This window comes from Variovorax ureilyticus, assembly GCF_037889935.1.
Lineage (GTDB): Bacteria > Pseudomonadota > Gammaproteobacteria > Burkholderiales > Burkholderiaceae_C > Variovorax > Variovorax ureilyticus.
The window spans coordinates 266,659-285,433 of record NZ_JBBKZU010000002.1 but is presented as its reverse complement, the minus strand read 5'-3'; the positions used below and the strand labels follow the sequence as shown (position 1 = coordinate 285,433).

The window sequence follows — 18,775 nt, the reverse complement described above, 5'->3', positions numbered from 1 at the left end:
GATGTCATATCCCTATCCAAGGAGACAACCCATGAAGAAGCACTTCGCAGCCCTCGCCCTGGGCCTCGTGGCATTTGCCGCCGGCGCGCAGAACTGGCCCGACAAGTCGGTGACGTTGATCGTTCCCTTCCCGCCGGGCGGCTCGACCGACCAGGTCGCGCGCGCCATCGGCCCGCGCCTCACGGAGAAGTTCAAGCAATCGTTCCTCGTCGACAACAAGGCCGGCGCAACGGGCACCATCGGCGCCACCTTCGTGAAGCGCGCGGCGCCCGACGGCGCCACCTTTCTCGTGACCTCGCTGGGCCCGCTGGTCATCGTGCCGCATCTCATGAAAGGCCTCCTGTACGACCCGCTCAAGGACTTCGATCCGATCACCGTCGCCGTCGCCTCCCCCAATGTGCTGGTGGTCCCGGCGGACTCGCCGCACAAGAGCGTGGCCGACGTGATCGCCTATCTCAAGGCCAATCCCGGCAAGATGACTTTCGCCTCGGCCGGCAACGGATCGAGCGACCACCTGACCGCCGAGCTCTTCTGGCAGCAGACCGGCACCACCGGCATTCACGTTCCATACAAAGGCGGTTCGCCCGCGCACACGGACCTGATGGGCGGCCAGGTCAACGCCTCCTTCCAGAACATCAATTCGGTCGTGCAGTACATCAAGGGCGGAAAGATGCGCGCACTCGCCATCACGAGCCCGAAGCGCTCGCCCGTGCTGCCCGATGTGCCGACGCTGGCTGAGGCGGGCGTCAGGAACGTCGAGGTCGCATCGTGGCAGGCCATCGTCGCGCCCAAGGGATTGCCGCCCGCGCTGCGTGACAAGGCCCATGCCGCCTTCGTCGAGGCGATCAACGACCCGAAGGTCAAGGAGCAGTTCACCTCGATCGGCTTCGAGATCGTGGCCAACACGCCGGCGCAGTTCGCCGAGTTCCAGCAAAAGGAATACGCACGCTGGAAGAAGGTGATCGAGACCGGAAAGATCACGATCGATTGACTCACCCCAGGCTCGCACCGAAAGCAACCGCCACATGACCACCATGACGCCCTCCTCCGCCAACGACAGCATCACCTGGGTCCGCATCTCCTCGTGCTACCTGCCGCTTGCCAATCCGATCAGCGACGCCAAGGTGCTGACCGGGCGCCAGAAGCCGATGACCGAGATCGCGATGCTGTTCGCGGAAATCGAGACCCGCGACGGCCACCGCGGGTTGGGCTTCAGCTATTCCAAGCGGGCCGGAGGACCCGGGCAGTTCGCGCATGCGAAGGAGATCGCCCCGGCCCTGATCGGCGAAGACCCCAGCGACATCTCGAAGCTGTGGACCAAGCTGTGCTGGGCCGGCGCGTCCGTCGGGCGCAGCGGCATGGCCGTGCAGGCCATCGGCGCGTTCGATGTGGCGCTGTACGACCTCAAGGCAAGGCGCGCGGGACTGTCGCTGTCGAAGCTGCTCGGCTCGCAGCGCGACTCGGTCCAGTGCTACAACACATCGGGCGGCTTTCTGCATACGCCGCTCGACCAGTTGCTGGTCAACGCGGCGGCATCTCGCGAGCGCGGCATCGGCGGCATCAAGCTCAAGGTCGGTCAGCCCGACCGCGCGCTCGACGTCAAGCGCGTCGAGGCCGTGCGCAAGCATCTGGGCGACATGCCGCTGATGGTCGATGCGAACCAGCAGTGGGACAGGCCGACCGCGCAGCGCATGTGCCGCACCTTCGAGCAGTTCAATCTCGTCTGGATCGAAGAGCCGTTGGACGCCTACGACTTCGAGGGCCACGCCGCGCTCGCATCGCAGTTCGACACGCCGATCGCCACCGGCGAGATGCTGACCAGTGCGGCGGAGCACGGCGAGTTGATCCGCCACCGCGCCGCCGACTACCTGATGCCCGATGCACCACGCGTCGGCGGCATCACGCCGTTTCTGAAGATCGCGGCGCAGGCGGAGCAGGCAGGCCTGAGCCTCGGCCCGCACTTCGCGATGGAACTGCATGTGCACCTCGCTGCGGTCTACCCCACGGAGCCGTGGGTCGAGCACTTCGACTGGCTCGAGCCGCTCTTCAACGAGCGACTGGAGATCCGCGACGGCCGCATGCTGGTGCCCACGCGCCCCGGTCTCGGGCTGAGTCTCAGCGAGCAGGCCAGGGGCTGGACACGCGAAGAAGCCGAAGTCGGCAAACGTGCCTGAATCGGCAGCGCCCGAACGGCCATCGCGGTCAACAGCCGATCGCAGCCTGCAGCTTGGGTGATCGCGACGAGCGTCGAGGTGAGGGGTCTAAGAGCCTCTCAGGGCCCGACAAAGGAACATGGCCAGGTTGCGTTCCAGTTCGTCCCCGCGCGCCGCATCCGCCTGCCCGCTCGACAGGATGGCGATGCGATTGCCGGGCGCAGCGTCCGTCACCGCGGGCATCACCGTGCCGACCATCAGGGTGTAGCGCCACACCCATTCGGCGCGCGGCACGCGCTTGTCGGTGAGGCACAGGGCATCGATGAACTCAAGTGCGAAGGGATCCATGTACTGTTCGTACACGCGCCGGGTCATCTCGCTCGGATGCAGCCTGTGCTGCAGGACGAAGCGGGCGAACAGGCCCCCGTTGATGCCAGGCTCGAAGCAAGGCCGGATGAGGCAGGCGACGAGATCCTCCAGCTTCAGCGCTTCGCCTTTCGCCTCTGCCGACGGGGGCTCACGTGCGGGTCGGTCTTGAGGACAGCCTGTACCTCGGGCCAGGTCGAATGGCCGAGAGCAATACCCAGCAGGTGTCGAAGATTCGCCGAATCCTCGAGGAACTCGGTGACGAGATCGCCACGCCCGGCGAAGCGCGCAGCCTGCTGGGCCTGAAGGGCGCCACCAAAGTCGCATTCTGAAAACAGAGTCCGCTCATGCCGCGCCAATTCATCGACTTGTCCATCTACCTGGAGAACGATGTCGTCGTGGTCGTGAATACGCGTGCCGGCGCCCGCTATGGTCACCCCGACTTCGTATCGTCCGGGTGCGGCATGGGCTACGAGGCCACGATGTACTTGCTCGAGCGCGGCGTTCGCTTGACGGGAACGGACGCATGGAGCTGGGATGCGCCCTTCGTGCATACCGCGGAAAAGTATGAGAAGACGCGCGATGCGTCCTTGATCTGGGAGGGCCACAAGGCTGGGCGCGACATCGGGTATTGCCACCTGGAGAAGCTTCACAACCTTGAGGCTCTGCCCTCCTCGGGTTTCTACATCTCCTGCTTTCCGCACAAGATCCGCGCCGCGTCGGCGGGTTGGACGCGGGCGGTCGCCATCATCGATGACCGGCTCTGCAGGGTTGAGCCCGCATAGGGCTCGATCAGCGTCGGCCGCAGACATGGCTCGCAATGGGCATCCTCGTGGACGCAGTGAGAAGCGTGAGCGCTCGGCTGCGTATGGATCAGCGGAGACCGGCCGCCCGCGCCTCAATGCAGCACCTCATCGGCGTATGCTGGACTCAGGACACGTTGAAGGAGTTGGCGATGCTCTATACCTACGTCAATGAGGACGAAGATAAGGATCCGGTCGGCCCGCGCGATGCACTGGAGTTGTTCAAGCAAGCGGCCGTGGAGGTAGGACTGATCCGGGCCGGCGATCCACTCGACCAGAACGTGGTCGACTTCGCCAAGCTGGTCGTGGAGATGTGCGCTTCGATCGGCGACAACTACATGCAGCCGGAGAGCGCAGATGGAATTACTGTCGGCGATCGCATTCGAGGAGACCTCCAGGCGCGCTGACGTCGCGTGCTTCAAGTCTCAGCCGTGGAGGATCGCAGCGCGCCGCTGCACGGCGCTGGCGATCTCGTGAGCATTGCTGTCGAAGCGCAGCGGCGACGATTGCCATGCCCGCGCTCATGCGTGAGCAAGGCGACCCTGAAAGCCCAGATTGCAGTGGCGGCCCGAGACGACCCGACGAGGCGAGGGAGGTGTCATCTTCTCCGAAAGATGCTCTCTTGCCGCTTCTGGGGAAGGTCCTCCAGATCGTGAGGAACCGTCGGGGCGAAAGCAGAAGTGGCGCCAACGCCTGCATCACTTTCGAAGGTCCACGATGCAACCCTGAACTTTGTTCCTTCCTCAGGCCAGACCATCACGCAACAACCATCCTTCAGCTTTGCTTTGACTTGCTGGAGCGCGTCTTCCAGCGCGTTGAACCCTGTCGTGGCGTCATTGACCTGGTCGGCGGGAATTGGAGACTTGATCATGTTGGTTGTACTCCCTGCGGCTCAAGGCACAGGAGTTGAAAAAAGTCGAAATGATGGGCGGCAGCCCTGCCCCATCGGCAAGACGACGTCCGCAGCCGATGTAGGAAAAGAGCGTGCCTCGCCGCGGCCTGACCGACAGTCGCCAGGGCCTCGATGTGGCGAGCGGCCTCGGGCCCCTCCTTGCGTGCCTGGAAGGGTCTGTTCAGCGCTAAGCGCAACGCTCGGCCAGCGCTGGCCGACATAAACCGCCATTCGGCGCCTCGCATCCGCCGTTTGCATCGGTATCTCTCCCCATGAATGGGGACCTCCGCGGGCCTAGGCTGGAACAGAGTTTGCAAAGCGATGGTCGGCCGTCGGGGTCGGCCCCCAATCAACCTGAAGGACGGCAAGGAGCCACACAGGAAGACATATACGAACGAACCGCGGGAGACGAGAACATGCTCAGTGCACGACACAAGGCCCAGATCCTGGCCAGGGCTGGGGTCAAGGTCCCACCCTGTCCGACCCCGCCCGAACCCGGCCGAGGGATTCGACAGCGACAGACCCAAGGCAGCGCGGGCGGCCAGCGTCAGGCGACGAATGAAGTCGGCGAGCCCGACACAGCGTGGCGCCGGCAGATCGACATCCTGTATTCGCAGTACGCCGCGGAGCGGGCAGCCAGAAGTCTGCGCGAGGCAGAAGAGGCGCGACTGCTCCAATCTCTTCGGCGCACGGGCGAGAGGTAGCGCACCTGCTGCACCGGCAAGAGGCAGCGCGACACATTGGGGTCCGCGACCGCACCGGTGACCCGCTGCGGCAATCGCGCCCCGCACCATGGTCGCGCACGACGGCGACTCGAAGACCGGCGCACTTCGCATCGGCGGGGCGAAGGCCTCGGTCGCCAGGCTCAACTCCGCCGCGAGAAGCCGGCACCTCGCGGCGAGCCGCGGATCACTTCGCTCGGCACTTGTTCCCACACCCGAAGTGAGGCTAGCCTGACAGGAGAGGCAGCTGACCGAGTCGATACATGGGGCACCCGTATCTCGGAGAAGAAATGGCTACCAAACCGCGAATCCGGGCCCTCCCGCCGGCGTTGGTCAACCCGAAGGGGGAGGCAGAGCAAAGCAGCACCTGCGCGTGTTCACGCTGGCCAGGGGCTCGCCAAGCTTCACATCGTTGGTCGATTCATGCTTGAACGCGCGGACTCCTCTGCCAGCATTCGTGCTGCGACCACTGCCACCACGAGCGCGACCGCCAGTGCGTGCGCCGTGACCGACGGCAAAGACCTGTCGCAAACGCAAGGGCGTGATGGGCGAAAACCAGCTCGTGGGTTGCGCCCGCCACGCCTTTCGCTGGCAGCGTGGAAGCAGTTCCTGCAAGTGGCCAAGCCCTTCTGGTTGGGCGACAAGCGATACACCGCATGGATGCTGCTCGCGGTACTTGTCGCTTTGATGCTGATGGACACCCAGCTGGCGGTGATACTCGTGGCCAAGACCGGCGAGCTGACTTCGGCGCTGGCGGCGCAGGATTCGGATCGCTTCTGGAAAGCAGTGCATGGCAGCCTGGTGGTGCTGGCGATAGCGGTGCCGATCTACGCCATCTACTACTACATGCGCGATTCGTTTGCGAACCAATGGCGCAAGTGGCTCACGGCGCGTTTCCTGGATGGCTACCTGAACCAAAGGCGCTACTACCATCTCGGGACTCATCCCGACATTGACAACCCGGATCAACGCATCGCGGACGACATCAACACGTTCACCGGTCGCAGCATCAATTTCCTGCTGATCCTGCTGGGTTCCGTGATGCAACTGGTCGCTTTCAGCGCCGTGCTCTGGGGCATCAGCAAGCTCCTCGTGGCGTTTCTGGCGATCTACGCCATCGTCGGCACGGTGGTGGCACTGTGGATTTTTGGCCAGCCTCTCATTCATCTGAATTTCTGGCAATTGAAGCGCGAAGCGGACCTGCGCTTCGCTCTCGTGCGCGTGCGCGAGAACGCCGAGAGCATCGCCTTCTACAGAGGCGAGGCGCAGGAACGCGCACAGATCGATCGACGTTTTGATGAGGTCTATTCGAACTACAACAGGCTCATCAAGAAGCAGCGCAACCTGAATTTGTACCAACGTGCGTACAGTCAACTCACGTTGGTATTGCCGGTCGTCATCCTTGCCCAATCCGTTTTGAGCGGCGAACTGGAAGTCGGACGCGCCACGCAGGCAGTTGCAGCCTTCGCCGCAGTGCTGACGGCCGTGACGGTGATCGTCGACAACTTCGAATCGCTCAGCCGCTTTGTCGCTGGCATTGGTCGGCTCGATACCTTGGCAAAGGCCGTTGCATTGCCGCAGCTGGGCAAGTCCCGCGCAAAGGACCCCGCCAAGCCGCCCTCACGCAAGGACGAGCACATCAGCTTGCACGAGGAGGGACAGGGCCTGGTGATCGAATCGCTGACGCTGCATACCCCAGGCTCCGGCCGGGTGTTGATTCAGGACCTGCAAGTCGAGCTGAACGCCGGCGATGGCTTGCTGATCACCGGGCCCAGCGGAAGCGGGAAGAGCAGTCTGTTGCGAGCCATCGCCGGGCTTTGGGATCACGGTTCCGGAACTGTGCGCCGCCTGCCTCTACAAAACGTGCTGTTCTTGCCCCAGCGGCCCTACATGCCCGTTGGCAATCTACGGCAGCAGATGTTGTATCCGACGCAAGAGAACACGGACGTGACGGACGATCGTCTGCAGGAAATCCTGGCGGACGTGCAGCTTCCGGATTTGCTGGAGCGCGTGGGCGGCTTCGATGCGGTTCAGGACTGGGGAAAGGTCTTGAGCATGGGTGAGCAGCAACGCCTCTCGTTCGCTCGCGTCCTGGTTCATTCTCCTGAGTTCGTGATCCTGGATGAGGCCACGAGTGCACTCGACGACGCGAACGAGGCGGCCCTCTATGAGCGCTTGAAACACGAGGGCCTCACGCTGATCAGCATCGCGCACCGGGCAGCTGTCATTCCGTTTCACACCCAGGTGCTGCGGTTCGGCGGTGATGGCAGCTGGGAATTGCAGGACACGGCGTCGTTTCTTGCTATGAGCCGCGATCATTCGAACACGCGTTTCGCCGGAAATCCGGGTTAGGCGGAGAGATGCCATGAAGACCCAAGAATGAAACCTGGCTGGCGGCAATCAAGAAACCGGACTCAAACCGACAGGACTTCCCAGGCGAGCACCTCATTGCCACGAATGCTCGCCCCTTCGTGCACCTTCGAGCTTCGACAACAACGAACGCTGCGCGCCACGTACTCGCATTGGAGTTGCATCGCATGCGTGCGGCGGATGCCGGTCGCCCACGTGGACGCCCGGCTCGCGTTTAGTCGTCGACCTGCCATGTGCCCCGACTCGGCGGTTGCTGCATCGGCGATCGTCAGGTCCTGTTCACCGCCACTTGAGCGCCGCGCTACGAATGCGGACTTCGCCCAGGTAGATCCGCAGGAGCTTGGAGGCCCTGCTTCTGAGTGAGCGCGCGTAGGCCAGTTCGGCAACGGTCGCGAGATCGTCGCCTTCTACTCGGCAGGCTCTCTGAAAAATGGATTGCTCGGCGGCGCGCGCCGCTGATTCGGCCTCTTGCCAACTGACGAAATGGGAATGCAGAGCTCCGCGCATGGACGCACCTCGCGTATCGAGTGCATCGACAAGGCTGATTGAGTTGACTCTGCGGCTTGGGTGCACCAAGGGAAGCCGCTCAGGACGTATCGACTTGGCAGGCGAACGAATGCAATCTACCAGTTCCGGCGCACAGGTGCCAGCGGAGCCTTCGGTCGGCGCAGCGTTTCTACCCGCCAACTCAGCAGGCTATCGGCTCGTGATTACATCGAGCGCACACGCCCCATGTATACTGGCGAGATCACTGCGGCTTGCTTGCTGCCGCAGTGGTTGCTTGACCTGACTGCAAACGCGCAGCTCATATTCTTCCCGGACAGCCCTTGAAGATGGTCAGTCTTCATTCGGCACGCTCCCCGTCGGTCCAGCCACATCCATCGGACCGCCCTCTCATCCGATCTCCTGAGCGACCCGCTTCCCACGAGGGATCAATGTCGTTCGGCCACGGGCCGTGGGGCCCGCTTCTACATGCAAAACAACACCATCGCGGTGGGCAAGTACCTTGTCACGCCGCTCACGAAACTCATTGGAGCCAATGCGTATGCCGCATCGGTTTCCCTCCGCAGAGGCATGCACGACCGGGTTTTCCGGCTGTTGCCGCGCTTCACGAGCGAATCGCAAGCCCTTTGCTACGCGCTCGACCAAGGCCGGCTCATGGCAGCTCACAACCAGCAATCGTGAACGTCTCGTACCTGCTGCTTCAACCCAGGGAGGCCGGTGGCCAAAGAAGAACTCATTGAAATGCAGGGTCGAATCGAAGAGGTTCTACCCGATTCACGCTTCCGCGTGGTCCTCGACAACGGGCACATGCTCATCGCCTATACCGGTGGCCGCATGCGCAAGCACCGCATCCGCGTCCTCGCGGGTGATCGTGTATCTCTGGAAATGTCGCCCTACGATTTGACCAAGGGCCGTCTCACATTCCGGCACCTGGAGCCGCGTGCCCCAGGGGCTGCCTCCGTCGCAAGACGGCCACGGCGTTGACGCCCGCCCCCAGCGCGTTCTCACCCCCTCAACCTTCAACGCCGGTTCAGCACACAGAGCCGGCACAGCCATTCAACTCAAGGCACTTATGGAAAACAAACTCTACGTCGGCAATCTCTCCTACTCGATGCGCGACGACGACCTTCGGCAGCAGTTCGCTGCGTTCGGCCACGTGGAAACCGCCAAGATCATGATGGAGCGGGATTCGGGCCGCTCGAAAGGGTTCGGCTTCGTCGAGATGGCAACGCCCGCCGAAGCGCAGGCCGCTATCCAAGGCTTGAACGGCAAGGAGATCGGTGGCCGCGCGCTGACGGTGAACCTGGCCCGTCCCATGGAGCAGCGAAGCGGCGGCTCGTATCGCAGCGGCGGCCGCGGATACTGACCCGGGGCCCTGCGCCCTGCCCGGATCGGCCCGTCGAAAACTCGACCGGCCGGGCCACCCGGCTTGTCCGTGGATGGCCTCAGTGCTCTCCGGAAGGCTTCCGCTGAACGGAGCCCGGGTCGGGAAATTCGGACTCGAGCACTTCCTGACGCAACCAGCGGACGAAAGCCGCAACGCATTCATCGGATGCGCGGTGGTCCGGCAGGAAGACCGCGTACGAATGCGTGCGCTTCTGCAAATGGCGATGGACGCGCGCAAGTTCCCCGGTTCGCAGTTCCCGTTCCGCAACGAATGTCGGAACAAGTCCCGCGCCGAGTCCGGCGCGCACCGCTTCGAGCAATGTCGAGAACAGGTCGAAGCGATGACCCGCCAGGGCATTGGCGGGCGAACGCGCGAGCCCCGCATCCGCGAACCAGCCCTGCCACGCCTCGGGCCTGTTCGAGAGATGCAGTAGTGGCACCCGGCGGAAGTCGCCGGCCGCAGCAGACTTCGCGAACGGCGCATGCGGGCTGCACACAGCGACGCAGGACTCCTCGAATAGCGGCTGGGATCGCGTACCGGGCCAGATGGCGTCGCCGTAGTGCAGTGCGACATCGAACTGCGGCTCGCCCACGAAGAGCTTGTTGGGAAACTCCCTGACCGTCACGCTCACACGCGGCTGTTGCTGCAGAAACCGCGCAAGACGTGGAAGCAGCCAGCGATCGGCCAGCACGGGGACCACGCCCACCACCAGCGATATCTCGCCTTCCCGCAGCGACATGAGTTCCATCATGTGCGTCTGCATCTGCAACAGGTCGCTGTCCACGTTGGCGCGGAAGCGCTGACCCACTTCCGTCAGTGACACCCCACGCGTGGTGCGTCGAAGCAGCTTGACTCCCAGCTGCTGCTCCAGCTTCTGCATTTGCTGGCTGAGTGCGCTATGGGTCAAGCACAACTCTTCCGCGGCCTGGCTGAGGCTCTGGTGTCGGGCGATGGCACTGAAGATCTGAAGCGCCCGCGTCGAAGGGAGGTGGCGTGGCATTGGGCTGTTAGCAAAGCTTTCAGCTCGCCAGAATAAACCGAAGCGGACCGGCGCGTGCAATCCCAGAATTTGGGTCTTGCCTGGAGCGACCCCAATGCCCTTCCCTCGCCTGCCCCGCCTTTCTGCCGCCTTCGTCTGCATCTCGCTCGCCGCATTGCATTGCGCCGCGGCCGACCCCCCGTCCTCGCCGGCTCCGCCGGTCGAACCTGCTGTCGATCAGGCGATCTCTCGCCTGCTGGCCGCTCCGGCTACGCAACGCGTCATGCAAGCCGTGAAGGCCGATCACGAGCGCACCCTCGCCGACCTGAGGCTCCTGACCGAGATCCCCGCCCCGCCGTTCAAGGAGAAGGCACGCGCCGAGGCTTTCCTTGCGCGCGCCAAGGCCCTGGGTCTGGACGCGCACATCGACGCCGAAGGCAATGTGATCGGGGTGCGCAAAGGCACCGGCCGTGGTCCGCGGCTTCTGGTCTCGGCGCATCTCGACACCGTCTTTCCCGAGGGCACCGACGTCACGGTGAAGATCCGCGACGGCAAGTGGTTCGCACCCGGCGTGTCCGACGACACGCGCGGCCTGACGGTGCTGTTGTCGTGGCTCAAGGTGCTCAATGACCTCAAAGTGCAGACGGTCGGCGACCTCGTGTTTGCGGCCAACGTGGGAGAGGAAGAGTTGGGTGACCTGCGTGGCATGAAGGCCATCTTTCGCGAGCATGGGGACATCGACGGCATGGTGGGCCTCGAGCCCGACCCCAGCGGCTCCATCACCACGGGCGGTGTGGGCAGCCATCGCTACGAGGTGACGTTCAAGGGGCCAGGCGGACACAGCTACGTCACTTTCGGCCTGCCGAGCGCGATCCACGGAATGGGGCGGGCCATCGCGAAGATCGGCGATGTCCGCCCGCCGGCCGACCCGAAGACCACCTTCACCGTGGGTACCGCCGGCGGCGGTACGGCGGTCAACGCCATCGCCGCCGAGGCGCGCATGGCCATCGACATCCGTTCGGCCGATATGAACTCGCTGCAGGCCACCGACCGCCAGGTCATGGCCGCCATTGCCGCAGGCGTCGCCGAGGAGAACGCACGTTGGGATTCCAATACCCTGAGCGCCTCGACCCGCTTGATCGGCGATCGCCCTGCCGGAAGCACGCCGGCGGATGCGCGCATCGTCCAGGCCGCGGTGCGCGCGAACACCGCCTTCGGCCGCTCGGCTCCCAAGCTGATGCCGAACAGCAGCGATGCCAACGTCCCCATGTCGCTGGGCATTCCGGCCGTGATCCTCTCCAGCGGAGGCGAATCCGGCGGCTGGCATAGCAAGGGCGAATGGTGGAACCCGGCCAACGCTTGGGAGGACGCGCAGGTCGGCCTCGTCACGATTCTTGCGCTCGTGGGTGTCCACGATGTCACGGAGCCTCTGCTGGCTCGCCGCAAGTAAGCGTATCGGCGCGCCGCTGTCTGGCTCGACCGACCCACGCGACGCATCCTGCGCCGCTTTCCATCTGCTCCGGGAGCTTCATCATGAATTGGATCTACAAGTTCTTGCCGTGCCTCCTGGCTCTCACGATGGGATGCACGGCCGCGGCCGCGGACAACTATCCCAGTCGAGCGATCCGGCTCATCGTGCCGTTCCCGCCCGGCGGGGGCACGGACACGGTCGCTCGCGTGGTCGCCGCCAAGCTCACGGAGCGCTGGAACGTGCCCGTGACGGTGGACAACCGGCCGGGCGGCAACACGGTCATCGGCGCGGACATGGCCTCGAGGGCAGCGCCCGACGGGTACACCCTGTTCCTGCCGATCGACTCGACGCTGGCGATGAACCAGAGCCTCTATACCAAGCTGCCCTACGACCCCGTCAACAGTTTCACGCCGATCACCCTGGCGGTCACCATGCCGATGGTGCTGGCAGTCAACCCTTCCGTCGGCGCGCGCAATGTCAAGGAACTCGTCGCCCTGGCCAATTCCAGCCCCGGCAAGCTCGCCTACGCGCACGGCGCGCTGCCTGCGCAGGTCGCCGGCGAAGCGTTCAAGGCAGCGGCCAAAGCGGATCTCGTCGCCGTGCCCTACAAGGGCAGCGGCCCGGCGATGACCGACGCGGTCGGCGGCCAGGTGCCGGTGATCTTCGATGCGCTCGGGCCGGCCATGGCGTTCGTGAAGTCCGGCAAGGTCCGTGCGCTGGCGGTCACCAGCGCACGCCGCTCGCCGCAATTGCCCGACGTTCCCACGCTGGCCGAATCAGGTCTCACCGGCATGGACCTGGTGACCTGGATCGGATTCGTGGCGCCTGCCGGAACGGACAAGGCCATCGTGACCAAGCTCAACACGGAGGTCACTCGCATCCTCAAGCTGCCCGAGACCATCGAGACGCTGGGCTCGATGGGCATGGAGGTCGTCGCCAGCACCCCCGAGCAATTCGGCCAGACGATCAAGGATGACGCCGTGAAGCTCGGAGCCGTCATCCGCGCCGCCGGTATCAAGCTCGATTGAGCACAGCGCCGCAGCGGCGCTAGGGTTTTCGATAGCAGTCCACGTGGCCAGCGGATCCGTAGAAGCGAACGGATGCCGCGCACGAGGGTTCGCGGTCTCCGGTTGTCCATCCATCTGCAACAGGAGTAGCTCATGAACACCTGCCTTACGCGTCGCGCAGTGCTGATCGGTTCTCTGGGAGGAAGTGTGGCCCTGGCGGGCTGCGGCGGAGGCGGCGGCGGCAATCAGTGGCTGGGCGCGCTCGCGCAACCGAGCATCGCGCAGGTCGTGGCATCCCGTTCGGATCTCAGCCTGCTTTCGGAAGCCATCGGCAAGGCGGATCTGACGAGCACACTGTCGACGGGTGGACCCTACACGCTGTTTGCTCCGAACAATGACGCATTCACGGCGCTGCTCGGAGAATTGGGGACCACGAAAGACGCGCTGTTTGCCGACAAGACGCTCCTGGCCGCGGTCTTGAAGTATCACGTGCTCAACGCGGCCGTTCGCAAGGCGGACATTCCTTCCGGCAAGGCGATCGAACCGGTCGGCGGTGGATTCTTCAAGATCGAGGCACAAGGCTCCGGTGCACGCATCACCGATGGCCGCAACCGCGTCACGAACATCATCGCGACGGACATCCCTGCGCTGAACGGTGTCGTTCATATCGTCGATCGCGTCCTGCTACCTGCCAACAAGGACATCGTGCAAACGGCGCAGGCCGTTCCCAGCCTGAGCATCCTCGTCGAGGCCGTGGTCGCAGCAGGTCTCGTCACGACTCTCAAGGGGCCCGGGCCGTTTACGGTATTTGCGCCATCGAACGACGCCTTCGTCGCGCTGCTGTCCGAACTCGGCATCACCAAGGACGCACTCCTGGCCGACAAGGCGCTGCTGACCAAGGTGCTCACCTACCACGTGCTGCCAGAGCGGGTCCTGAAGGCCGAGGTTCCGATCAACGCTCCGATCGCGACCGTGCAAGGCCAGAGCATCATCATCAACAGCAGCCTGCAGATCATCGATCAGCGGGGGCGGACATCAGGCATTTCGGCAACGGACATCTTCACCACCAACGGTGTGGTGCATTTGATAGACAAGGTGTTGCTGCCCGCTTGAACCTGAACCGCGCACTGACCTCACACGGCGTGGCCTCGAAAGCGAGAAGACGGGGATCGAGGAGTAGTGCAAGGTCCGAACAGCGAGGCGTCCTCCCTGGACACGAGGAAGACGAATGGCTGGAAGCCGAGCGCTTGATCGACGAGGATGCCGGCGCGGCATGACCCTGGGCCTCGACGACTTTCCGCCGGCTCTCAAGGATCTTCCGATGAAGTGGATTTCGAAGGGTCTCGCCGACCCGAAACCTCTTCATCGTCGCCGACCCGGTGCCCTTCGACGACCGACCTGTTGTAGACCGCGTCGAGCACGGGCCCGCGATCGGTGTCCTCGCTGGTCACGGCGTCGTGGTGCGCGATCTTTCCGATCGCTTCCATCGATGCGTTGTCAGCGGCCTGGCTGCTGGCGGATTCGTCGCGCTCGTTGGGTTGCTGGGGCACCGGCCTTTGCAGGCCGCCGCCGCTGGCCTGCGACCAGTGCGTTTCGCCCTGCTGGACCGGCCCCTTCCTCGGGCTGCCGCCCTTGTGCTGTGGGTCTGGATTTCTGGGTTTCATGATGTTCCTGTCGTGCGAACCGCCAGTCTGGGCGCGGGTCGCCGCGCTTGCATGTAGTCCAAGACCCAGCTACTCGGTACGCGAAGCCGCGCGGCGCCGGGCCGTTTGGAAGCGAAGGGGAATCACGTGCCCGCTCATCGCCGACGGACCGCGCGCCGAGGGAACGCATGAACGTTGACGCTGCCGTCGCGGCGAGCTATGTCGATTCCTTTCGCCTGCCCTGCCCACGCTTTGCCGGATGCACCGCCGCCGGGCGGCACCTGGCGCATTCCGCCTCTGCAGTACGGACGACCTCGGCCAGATCGATCTTCGCCTTGGCGAGGCACCGCAGGCGCTCGCGGACTTCATCGGGTGAACGGCCGCTTCCCAGAGAGACCCTGTTCATGAACTCGCCGCCCGCCAGGAGATCCGCGTGGCCGAAGACGAGGCCGCGCGCACATTCGATTTGCAAGTCGACGCAGACCCCGCGATAGCTGAACGATTCAGCCGGCATGTGCTTCATGGCGGCCTCCCTCTAGTGCAGGAAGCGGGAAGACAGGGCTGCACCGAGCCTGGCCTTCCATGAGGACGGCGCAGCGGCCGCCCCTTCCGTTGGCCGGCCGGGCAACTCGAAGCGGGCGAGTTCCTCGCGCCCCTTGGCGGTAATCGCCAGCACCTGGGCCGATTCCATTCCCGCTGCGCCGGACGGGCTCGCCGCCTGTGGCGTCAGTGCGATCACCAGGCCCGCTGCGCGCAGCAGCTTGACCTTGTCGACCTCGTCGGGCGCGTAGAACTGCGCCGGCAGAGGTGAAGCAGACAGTCTTCTCAGCAAGTCGATGGCCATGTCAGGTTCTCCTTTCGCTCGATGACCAAGGAATTTGAGCGTTCACGAGATAGGTCCACGCTCCGCCCTTTCAAGAGGGCCAGCCGCGAATCTCGCCTGCCGATGTTTGTCTTCAGCCGCGCGGTTTCGCGGAAGACGCGCTGGAACCCGTCCGTCTGTCGCCGGCCGTCCTACAGAACGGTCGCCTCGACGACCCTCTTGATTTTCTGCAGGGCACTCCTAATTGCCTGCCGGATGCGCTGGAGGCATCTCCGGCGTTTCTTTCAACCCTGAATTGGAGGTTTCGCCATGTACCGATCCCTGTTTTCCCGCGACATGTTCGCCGAGATGGATCGCCTGCAGCGCGAGATGCAGCAGGCCTTCGATCTGTCTCCCAGCATCCGTGGCTTCGGCCGGGGAGGCTTTCCGGCCCTCAACATCGGCAGTACGCCGCAGGCCATCCACATCTATGCGTTCGCGCCCGGCATCGACCCGTCGAAGCTGGAGGTCCAACTCGACCGCGGGCTGCTGACCATTGCAGGCACACGTGAAAGCTCGCTGCCCGACAAGTCCGCCAGCACCGTGCACATCGATGAGCGCTTCGCGGGCTCCTTCCGCCGTGTGCTCACGCTCCCCGAGGACGCGGACCCCGAGTCGGTGGACGCCAAGTACACGGACGGCGTGGTGCACATCACGGTCCAGCGTCGTGCTTCGGCGCAGCCGCGCCGCATCACCGTCCAGTAAAGGAGAAGGATCATGAACGACATCAAGACCACGAATCCCGGCGCCGATCAAGCGCAAACGCCAAAGGGCAGGACGAACTACAGCGACGCTGCCCTGACACCGCCCGTGGACGTCGTCGAGGATGCCACCGGCATCACCGTGTTCGCCGATCTGCCGGGCGTCTCGCGCGACAAGCTCGATCTCCAGATCGAATCGGACACGCTCACGATCGAAGCAGAAACCGCGTTGACGGTGCCCGAGGGCCTGCAGTCGAGTCACACGGAGGTGGGCCTGGCGCGCTTTCGCCGCGTCTTCACGCTGAGCAGGGAACTGGACGCCGAGAAGGTCTCGGCCCAGCTCGCGAACGGCGTGCTGACGCTCCGGATTCCCAAGTCCGAGCGGGCGCAGCCGCGGCGCATCGATGTGCAGGTCGCCTAGTCGCGAGGCCAGTGCCTGGGCTGCGTGGAACCACGGACCGAGCGCATCGATCTGCCGGCGCGGCGCTTGGGAACTCTGGCTTCGTCATGGCTGCGGCTTCATGCCACCGCGCCGGCCCGCGTCTCGCTCACGTAGCCTTCGAGCTGCGCGGCGCGGATCGCCGCGGTGTGCCCCGCGAGGATGCGCGCGCGGGCGCGCTCGCCCGTCGCGCGGCGCACTTCCTCAGGCAGTTCGCGCAGGAGATGCAGCACCTCGCCCGGCGTCTCCGCCAGGAAGATTTCGCGGCCGGGCTCCAGCAGCGTCTCGATGCCGTCCCAGCGGTCGCTGATGATCGGCGTGCCGCATGCGGCGGCCTCGAACAGGCGCACGCTGGGCGACCAGCCCGCCACGACCATGTCGTCGCGCGTGACGTTGAGCGTGAAGCGCTGCGCGTTGAAGTAGGCGCGGTGTTCCGAGGTCGGCAGGTGCGCGAAGCGGCTCACGTTCGGCGGCCAGGTGTCCTGGTCGGTGTACTTCGCGCCTGCGATGTTGAAGCGCCCTGCCCGCCATTGGCGCGCGGGCGCGAGCAGCATCGCCTCGACGCGCGGCTGCCGGTCTTCGCTGCAGGTGCCCATGTAGCCGAGATCCCACGCGGGCTCGCGATGCTCGGGGTAATACAGCTCGGGATCGGCCGCGCAATAGAGCGCGCGTGCGGCGGGCGCGCCGAACTCGTGCTCCAGCCGCCGCAGGATCGGCCCGCCGGTGAACGACAGGTAGAGGTCGTAGCCGGCGATCTGCCGCGCGCTGAGATAGACCTCCGCACCCGGCGGCGCATTCTCCAGCCGCGCGAGCGTCACGGGCGTGTCGATGTCGTAGAAGGCCACTACGCCGCCGGCCGTCTCCTGGACCCAGTCGCCGACTTCCACGCCGTCGCGCACGAAAGAGCCGACGATCACGAGGTCCGCCTCGCCGACGTCGCTCGCGTGCCACCGCCGGAGCGTCGCGGTGTCTTCGTAGAGAACGGTGCGTCCGAAGGACGGATGGGGCATGTCCCGGTAGCGGTCGAACCACGGCGCGTCGTACTCGAGAAAAAGCACGTCGTGCCCCCGCCTGACCAGCTCGCGCATCAGTCCGCGGTAGGTGGTGGCGTGGCCATTGCCCCACGACGAGGTGATCGACAGGCCGATGATCACGATGCGCAGCGCGCCGGGGGAAGGTTCGTGGGAAATCATGCGAGGGCCTTCGTCTTCCTGGCCGCGTCGGGGCCCTCCGGCAGCGCTTCGACCTGCGCCGCGCGATGAGCGTAGGTGTGTTGCGTCTCCCGGCGCCGGTTGCCCAGCAGCCAGCGGTAGGTACGCAGATAGCCGTCGGCCATGCGCTGGGGCGTGAAGCGGCCGGCGCGCAGGCGGGCCCGCTGGCCCATCGCCGTGCGCAGTTCCGGTTGCTCGATGAGCCTGGTGAGTGCCTCGTGCAGCGCGTCATGGTCGTCGGGCGGCACGTACAGCGCGGCCGCGCCCCAGATCTCGCGCAGGCTCGGGATGTCGCCGAGCACGAGCGCACACCCCGAGAACGCGGCTTCCAGCGCCGTCTGCCCGAAGGGCTCGTAGCGGGCCGGCAGCGCATAGATGGATGCGGCGGCGAACTGCGCAGCCAGCGCTTCGGCCGTGAGTTCCCCCAGCGGCTCCACGCCATGAAGCTGCCGCCGGCCGCCGCAGGGATGAACTGCCGATCCGGACACCCGTACCGGCCACGGCAGGTAGGGGGCGACCGCTTCGAGCGCCGCGAGGTTCCTGGCGTCGTCCCACAGTCGGCCGGCGGAAAGGATCACCGGCTGCTTGCGTCCCGCCGCGAAGGCCGCGGGATCGCGCCCGTTGTGAATGGCCGCGCCCTGCCAGTGCGCGCCGTAGTGGCTCGCCAGCGAAGCGAGCATGCTGCGCGTCGGCGCGGCCACCAGCGCCGCGCCTTCGAGCCCGGCGGTCACCGCGCCGCGGTACGTGTCGTATCGGCGCGGCGCCCCCGCCCCCCGCACCGCCTGCCACCACGAAAGCACGCACGAATGCGCCACGACGAGCTTCGGCGCGCCGAACGGCAGCGCGCCGAAGCTGAACTGGTTGAGATGCAGCACGTCGGGACGCACCGCGCGCTCCAGCGCCAGCAGCCACTCGCCGGCGGCGCGCACGTCGTCCCACGGGTCGTCCATCCATTCGAGCCGCCATGCGGACTCGTGCAGGTCGAGCGACGGGACGCACGCCGCCGCGGCCCGCTGATGCGGCGTGAGCCGTGCACCGAGGCTCGCCAGCGTGACGCGCACGCCGCGGCGACCGAGCGCGCCGGCCAGTTCCAATGCGTGCGTCCACACGCCGCCGACGCAGTCGGCCGTCATCAGGACATGGAGTTCGGCGTCAGCGGCCATAGATCGCATCCACCACCGACGCCACCTCGACCTTCTCTTCGACGCCGAATATCAGCCCCCGCCGGCACCGACGTTGATGGTTCATCCAGGTCCTCCAAGCAT

The 18,775-nt window shown here is 65.2% G+C and carries 21 protein-coding genes and 2 pseudogenes; 14 read left to right on the top strand and 9 right to left on the bottom strand.

Translation table 11 applies throughout. From position 1 onward, the window contains the following. The first annotated feature begins 31 nt into the window (after window positions 1–31). On the top strand, window positions 32–991 hold the full coding sequence (locus tag WKW77_RS05765) for a Bug family tripartite tricarboxylate transporter substrate binding protein (RefSeq protein WP_340355883.1): 960 nt from the start codon (window positions 32–34) through the stop codon (window positions 989–991). A 34-nt stretch (window positions 992–1,025) separates the two neighbouring features. Continuing rightward, window positions 1,026–2,174, top strand: coding sequence for an L-talarate/galactarate dehydratase (locus tag WKW77_RS05760; RefSeq protein WP_340355882.1), 1,149 nt, complete (start codon window positions 1,026–1,028; stop codon window positions 2,172–2,174). A gap of 87 nt (window positions 2,175–2,261) precedes the next feature. Here WKW77_RS05760 and WKW77_RS05755 read toward each other — a convergent pair whose 3' ends face one another. Continuing rightward, window positions 2,262–2,609 (bottom strand): hypothetical protein, encoded by a 348-nt coding sequence (locus tag WKW77_RS05755; protein WP_340356196.1) that lies wholly within the window; start codon window positions 2,607–2,609, stop codon window positions 2,262–2,264. A gap of 56 nt (window positions 2,610–2,665) precedes the next feature. On the opposite strand from WKW77_RS05755, the pseudogene WKW77_RS05750 reads away from it, so the two are divergent. The 3 genes and pseudogenes from WKW77_RS05750 to WKW77_RS05740 all read left to right on the top strand — a co-directional run. Beyond that, window positions 2,666–2,851, top strand: a pseudogene (locus WKW77_RS05750) (3-keto-5-aminohexanoate cleavage protein); the annotation flags it as partial. 63 nt (window positions 2,852–2,914) lie between these two features. Beyond that, a pseudogene (locus WKW77_RS05745) lies at window positions 2,915–3,304 on the top strand (cyclase family protein); the annotation flags it as partial. A gap of 170 nt (window positions 3,305–3,474) precedes the next feature. Then, window positions 3,475–3,729 carry a hypothetical protein gene (locus WKW77_RS05740; RefSeq protein WP_340355881.1) on the top strand — a complete coding sequence of 85 codons (255 nt, stop codon included), beginning with the start codon at window positions 3,475–3,477 and terminating at the stop codon, window positions 3,727–3,729. Between the two features lie 191 nt (window positions 3,730–3,920). Here WKW77_RS05740 and WKW77_RS05735 read toward each other — a convergent pair whose 3' ends face one another. Beyond that, window positions 3,921–4,193 (bottom strand): hypothetical protein, encoded by a 273-nt coding sequence (locus WKW77_RS05735; protein WP_340355880.1) that lies wholly within the window; start codon window positions 4,191–4,193, stop codon window positions 3,921–3,923. Between the two features lie 1,166 nt (window positions 4,194–5,359). On the opposite strand from WKW77_RS05735, the gene WKW77_RS05730 reads away from it, so the two are divergent. Beyond that, complete coding sequence (locus tag WKW77_RS05730; RefSeq protein ID WP_340355879.1) at window positions 5,360–7,288, top strand: ABC transporter ATP-binding protein/permease; 1,929 nt, start codon at window positions 5,360–5,362, stop codon at window positions 7,286–7,288. A 297-nt stretch (window positions 7,289–7,585) separates the two neighbouring features. On the opposite strand, the gene WKW77_RS05725 is transcribed toward WKW77_RS05730, so the two are convergent. Further along, window positions 7,586–7,813, bottom strand: coding sequence for a hypothetical protein (locus WKW77_RS05725; protein WP_340355878.1), 228 nt, complete (start codon window positions 7,811–7,813; stop codon window positions 7,586–7,588). 465 nt (window positions 7,814–8,278) lie between these two features. Between WKW77_RS05725 and WKW77_RS05720 the strand changes: the two genes are divergently transcribed. Genes WKW77_RS05720 through WKW77_RS05710 form a run of 3 tightly spaced genes read left to right on the top strand, consistent with a single transcriptional unit; the run spans window position 8,279 to window position 9,176 of the window. Then, a complete protein-coding gene (locus WKW77_RS05720; RefSeq protein ID WP_340355877.1) occupies window positions 8,279–8,491 on the top strand; it encodes a hypothetical protein in 213 nt (70 codons plus the stop codon). Window positions 8,492–8,527: 36 nt separating this feature from the next. Further along, the gene (gene infA / locus WKW77_RS05715) at window positions 8,528–8,794 is read left to right on the top strand and encodes a translation initiation factor IF-1 (protein ID WP_340355876.1); all 267 of its coding nucleotides are present in this window, start codon (window positions 8,528–8,530) and stop codon (window positions 8,792–8,794) included. Beyond that, the gene (locus WKW77_RS05710; RefSeq protein WP_340355875.1) at window positions 8,751–9,176 is read left to right on the top strand and encodes an RNA recognition motif domain-containing protein; all 426 of its coding nucleotides are present in this window, start codon (window positions 8,751–8,753) and stop codon (window positions 9,174–9,176) included. The genes infA and WKW77_RS05710 overlap by 44 nt, the downstream gene beginning before the upstream one ends. Window positions 9,177–9,255: 79 nt before the next feature. Here WKW77_RS05710 and WKW77_RS05705 read toward each other — a convergent pair whose 3' ends face one another. Further along, on the bottom strand, window positions 9,256–10,338 hold the full coding sequence (locus tag WKW77_RS05705) for a LysR substrate-binding domain-containing protein (protein ID WP_340355874.1): 1,083 nt from the start codon (window positions 10,336–10,338) through the stop codon (window positions 9,256–9,258). Between WKW77_RS05705 and WKW77_RS05700 the strand changes: the two genes are divergently transcribed. The 3 genes from WKW77_RS05700 to WKW77_RS05690 all read left to right on the top strand — a co-directional run bounded on the left by WKW77_RS05700 (window position 10,292) and on the right by WKW77_RS05690 (window position 13,767). Further along, window positions 10,292–11,626, top strand: a complete 1,335-nt coding sequence (locus WKW77_RS05700) for a M20/M25/M40 family metallo-hydrolase (RefSeq protein WP_340355873.1) — start codon at window positions 10,292–10,294, stop codon at window positions 11,624–11,626. The two genes, WKW77_RS05705 and WKW77_RS05700, sit on opposite strands and share 47 nt — an antisense overlap. 83 nt (window positions 11,627–11,709) lie before the next feature. Then, a complete protein-coding gene (locus tag WKW77_RS05695) occupies window positions 11,710–12,675 on the top strand; it encodes a Bug family tripartite tricarboxylate transporter substrate binding protein (RefSeq protein ID WP_340355872.1) in 966 nt (321 codons plus the stop codon). 132 nt (window positions 12,676–12,807) lie between these two features. Further along, window positions 12,808–13,767 carry a fasciclin domain-containing protein gene (locus WKW77_RS05690; protein WP_340355871.1) on the top strand — a complete coding sequence of 320 codons (960 nt, stop codon included), beginning with the start codon at window positions 12,808–12,810 and terminating at the stop codon, window positions 13,765–13,767. A gap of 194 nt (window positions 13,768–13,961) precedes the next feature. On the opposite strand, the gene WKW77_RS05685 is transcribed toward WKW77_RS05690, so the two are convergent. From WKW77_RS05685 to WKW77_RS05675, 3 genes are all read right to left on the bottom strand, one after another. Continuing rightward, window positions 13,962–14,318, bottom strand: coding sequence for a hypothetical protein (locus WKW77_RS05685; RefSeq protein ID WP_340355870.1), 357 nt, complete (start codon window positions 14,316–14,318; stop codon window positions 13,962–13,964). 196 nt (window positions 14,319–14,514) lie between these two features. Further along, complete coding sequence (locus WKW77_RS05680; RefSeq protein ID WP_340355869.1) at window positions 14,515–14,820, bottom strand: hypothetical protein; 306 nt, start codon at window positions 14,818–14,820, stop codon at window positions 14,515–14,517. A 12-nt stretch (window positions 14,821–14,832) separates the two neighbouring features. Next, window positions 14,833–15,141: a hypothetical protein gene (locus WKW77_RS05675; protein ID WP_340355868.1), complete on the bottom strand. Its 309-nt coding sequence runs from the start codon at window positions 15,139–15,141 to the stop codon at window positions 14,833–14,835. A 288-nt stretch (window positions 15,142–15,429) separates the two neighbouring features. On the opposite strand from WKW77_RS05675, the gene WKW77_RS05670 reads away from it, so the two are divergent. Then, complete coding sequence (locus WKW77_RS05670) at window positions 15,430–15,864, top strand: Hsp20/alpha crystallin family protein (RefSeq protein ID WP_340355867.1); 435 nt, start codon at window positions 15,430–15,432, stop codon at window positions 15,862–15,864. Between the two features lie 12 nt (window positions 15,865–15,876). Then, on the top strand, window positions 15,877–16,281 hold the full coding sequence (locus WKW77_RS05665; protein ID WP_340355866.1) for an Hsp20/alpha crystallin family protein: 405 nt from the start codon (window positions 15,877–15,879) through the stop codon (window positions 16,279–16,281). A gap of 98 nt (window positions 16,282–16,379) precedes the next feature. Here the strand turns inward: WKW77_RS05665 and WKW77_RS05660 are convergent, their stop codons facing one another. Next, the gene (locus WKW77_RS05660) at window positions 16,380–17,492 is read right to left on the bottom strand and encodes a CgeB family protein (RefSeq protein ID WP_340355865.1); all 1,113 of its coding nucleotides are present in this window, start codon (window positions 17,490–17,492) and stop codon (window positions 16,380–16,382) included. Beyond that, window positions 17,489–18,673, bottom strand: coding sequence for a glycosyltransferase family 4 protein (locus tag WKW77_RS05655; RefSeq protein WP_340355864.1), 1,185 nt, complete (start codon window positions 18,671–18,673; stop codon window positions 17,489–17,491). The genes WKW77_RS05660 and WKW77_RS05655 overlap by 4 nt, the downstream gene beginning before the upstream one ends. Window positions 18,674–18,775: the final 102 nt, after the last annotated feature.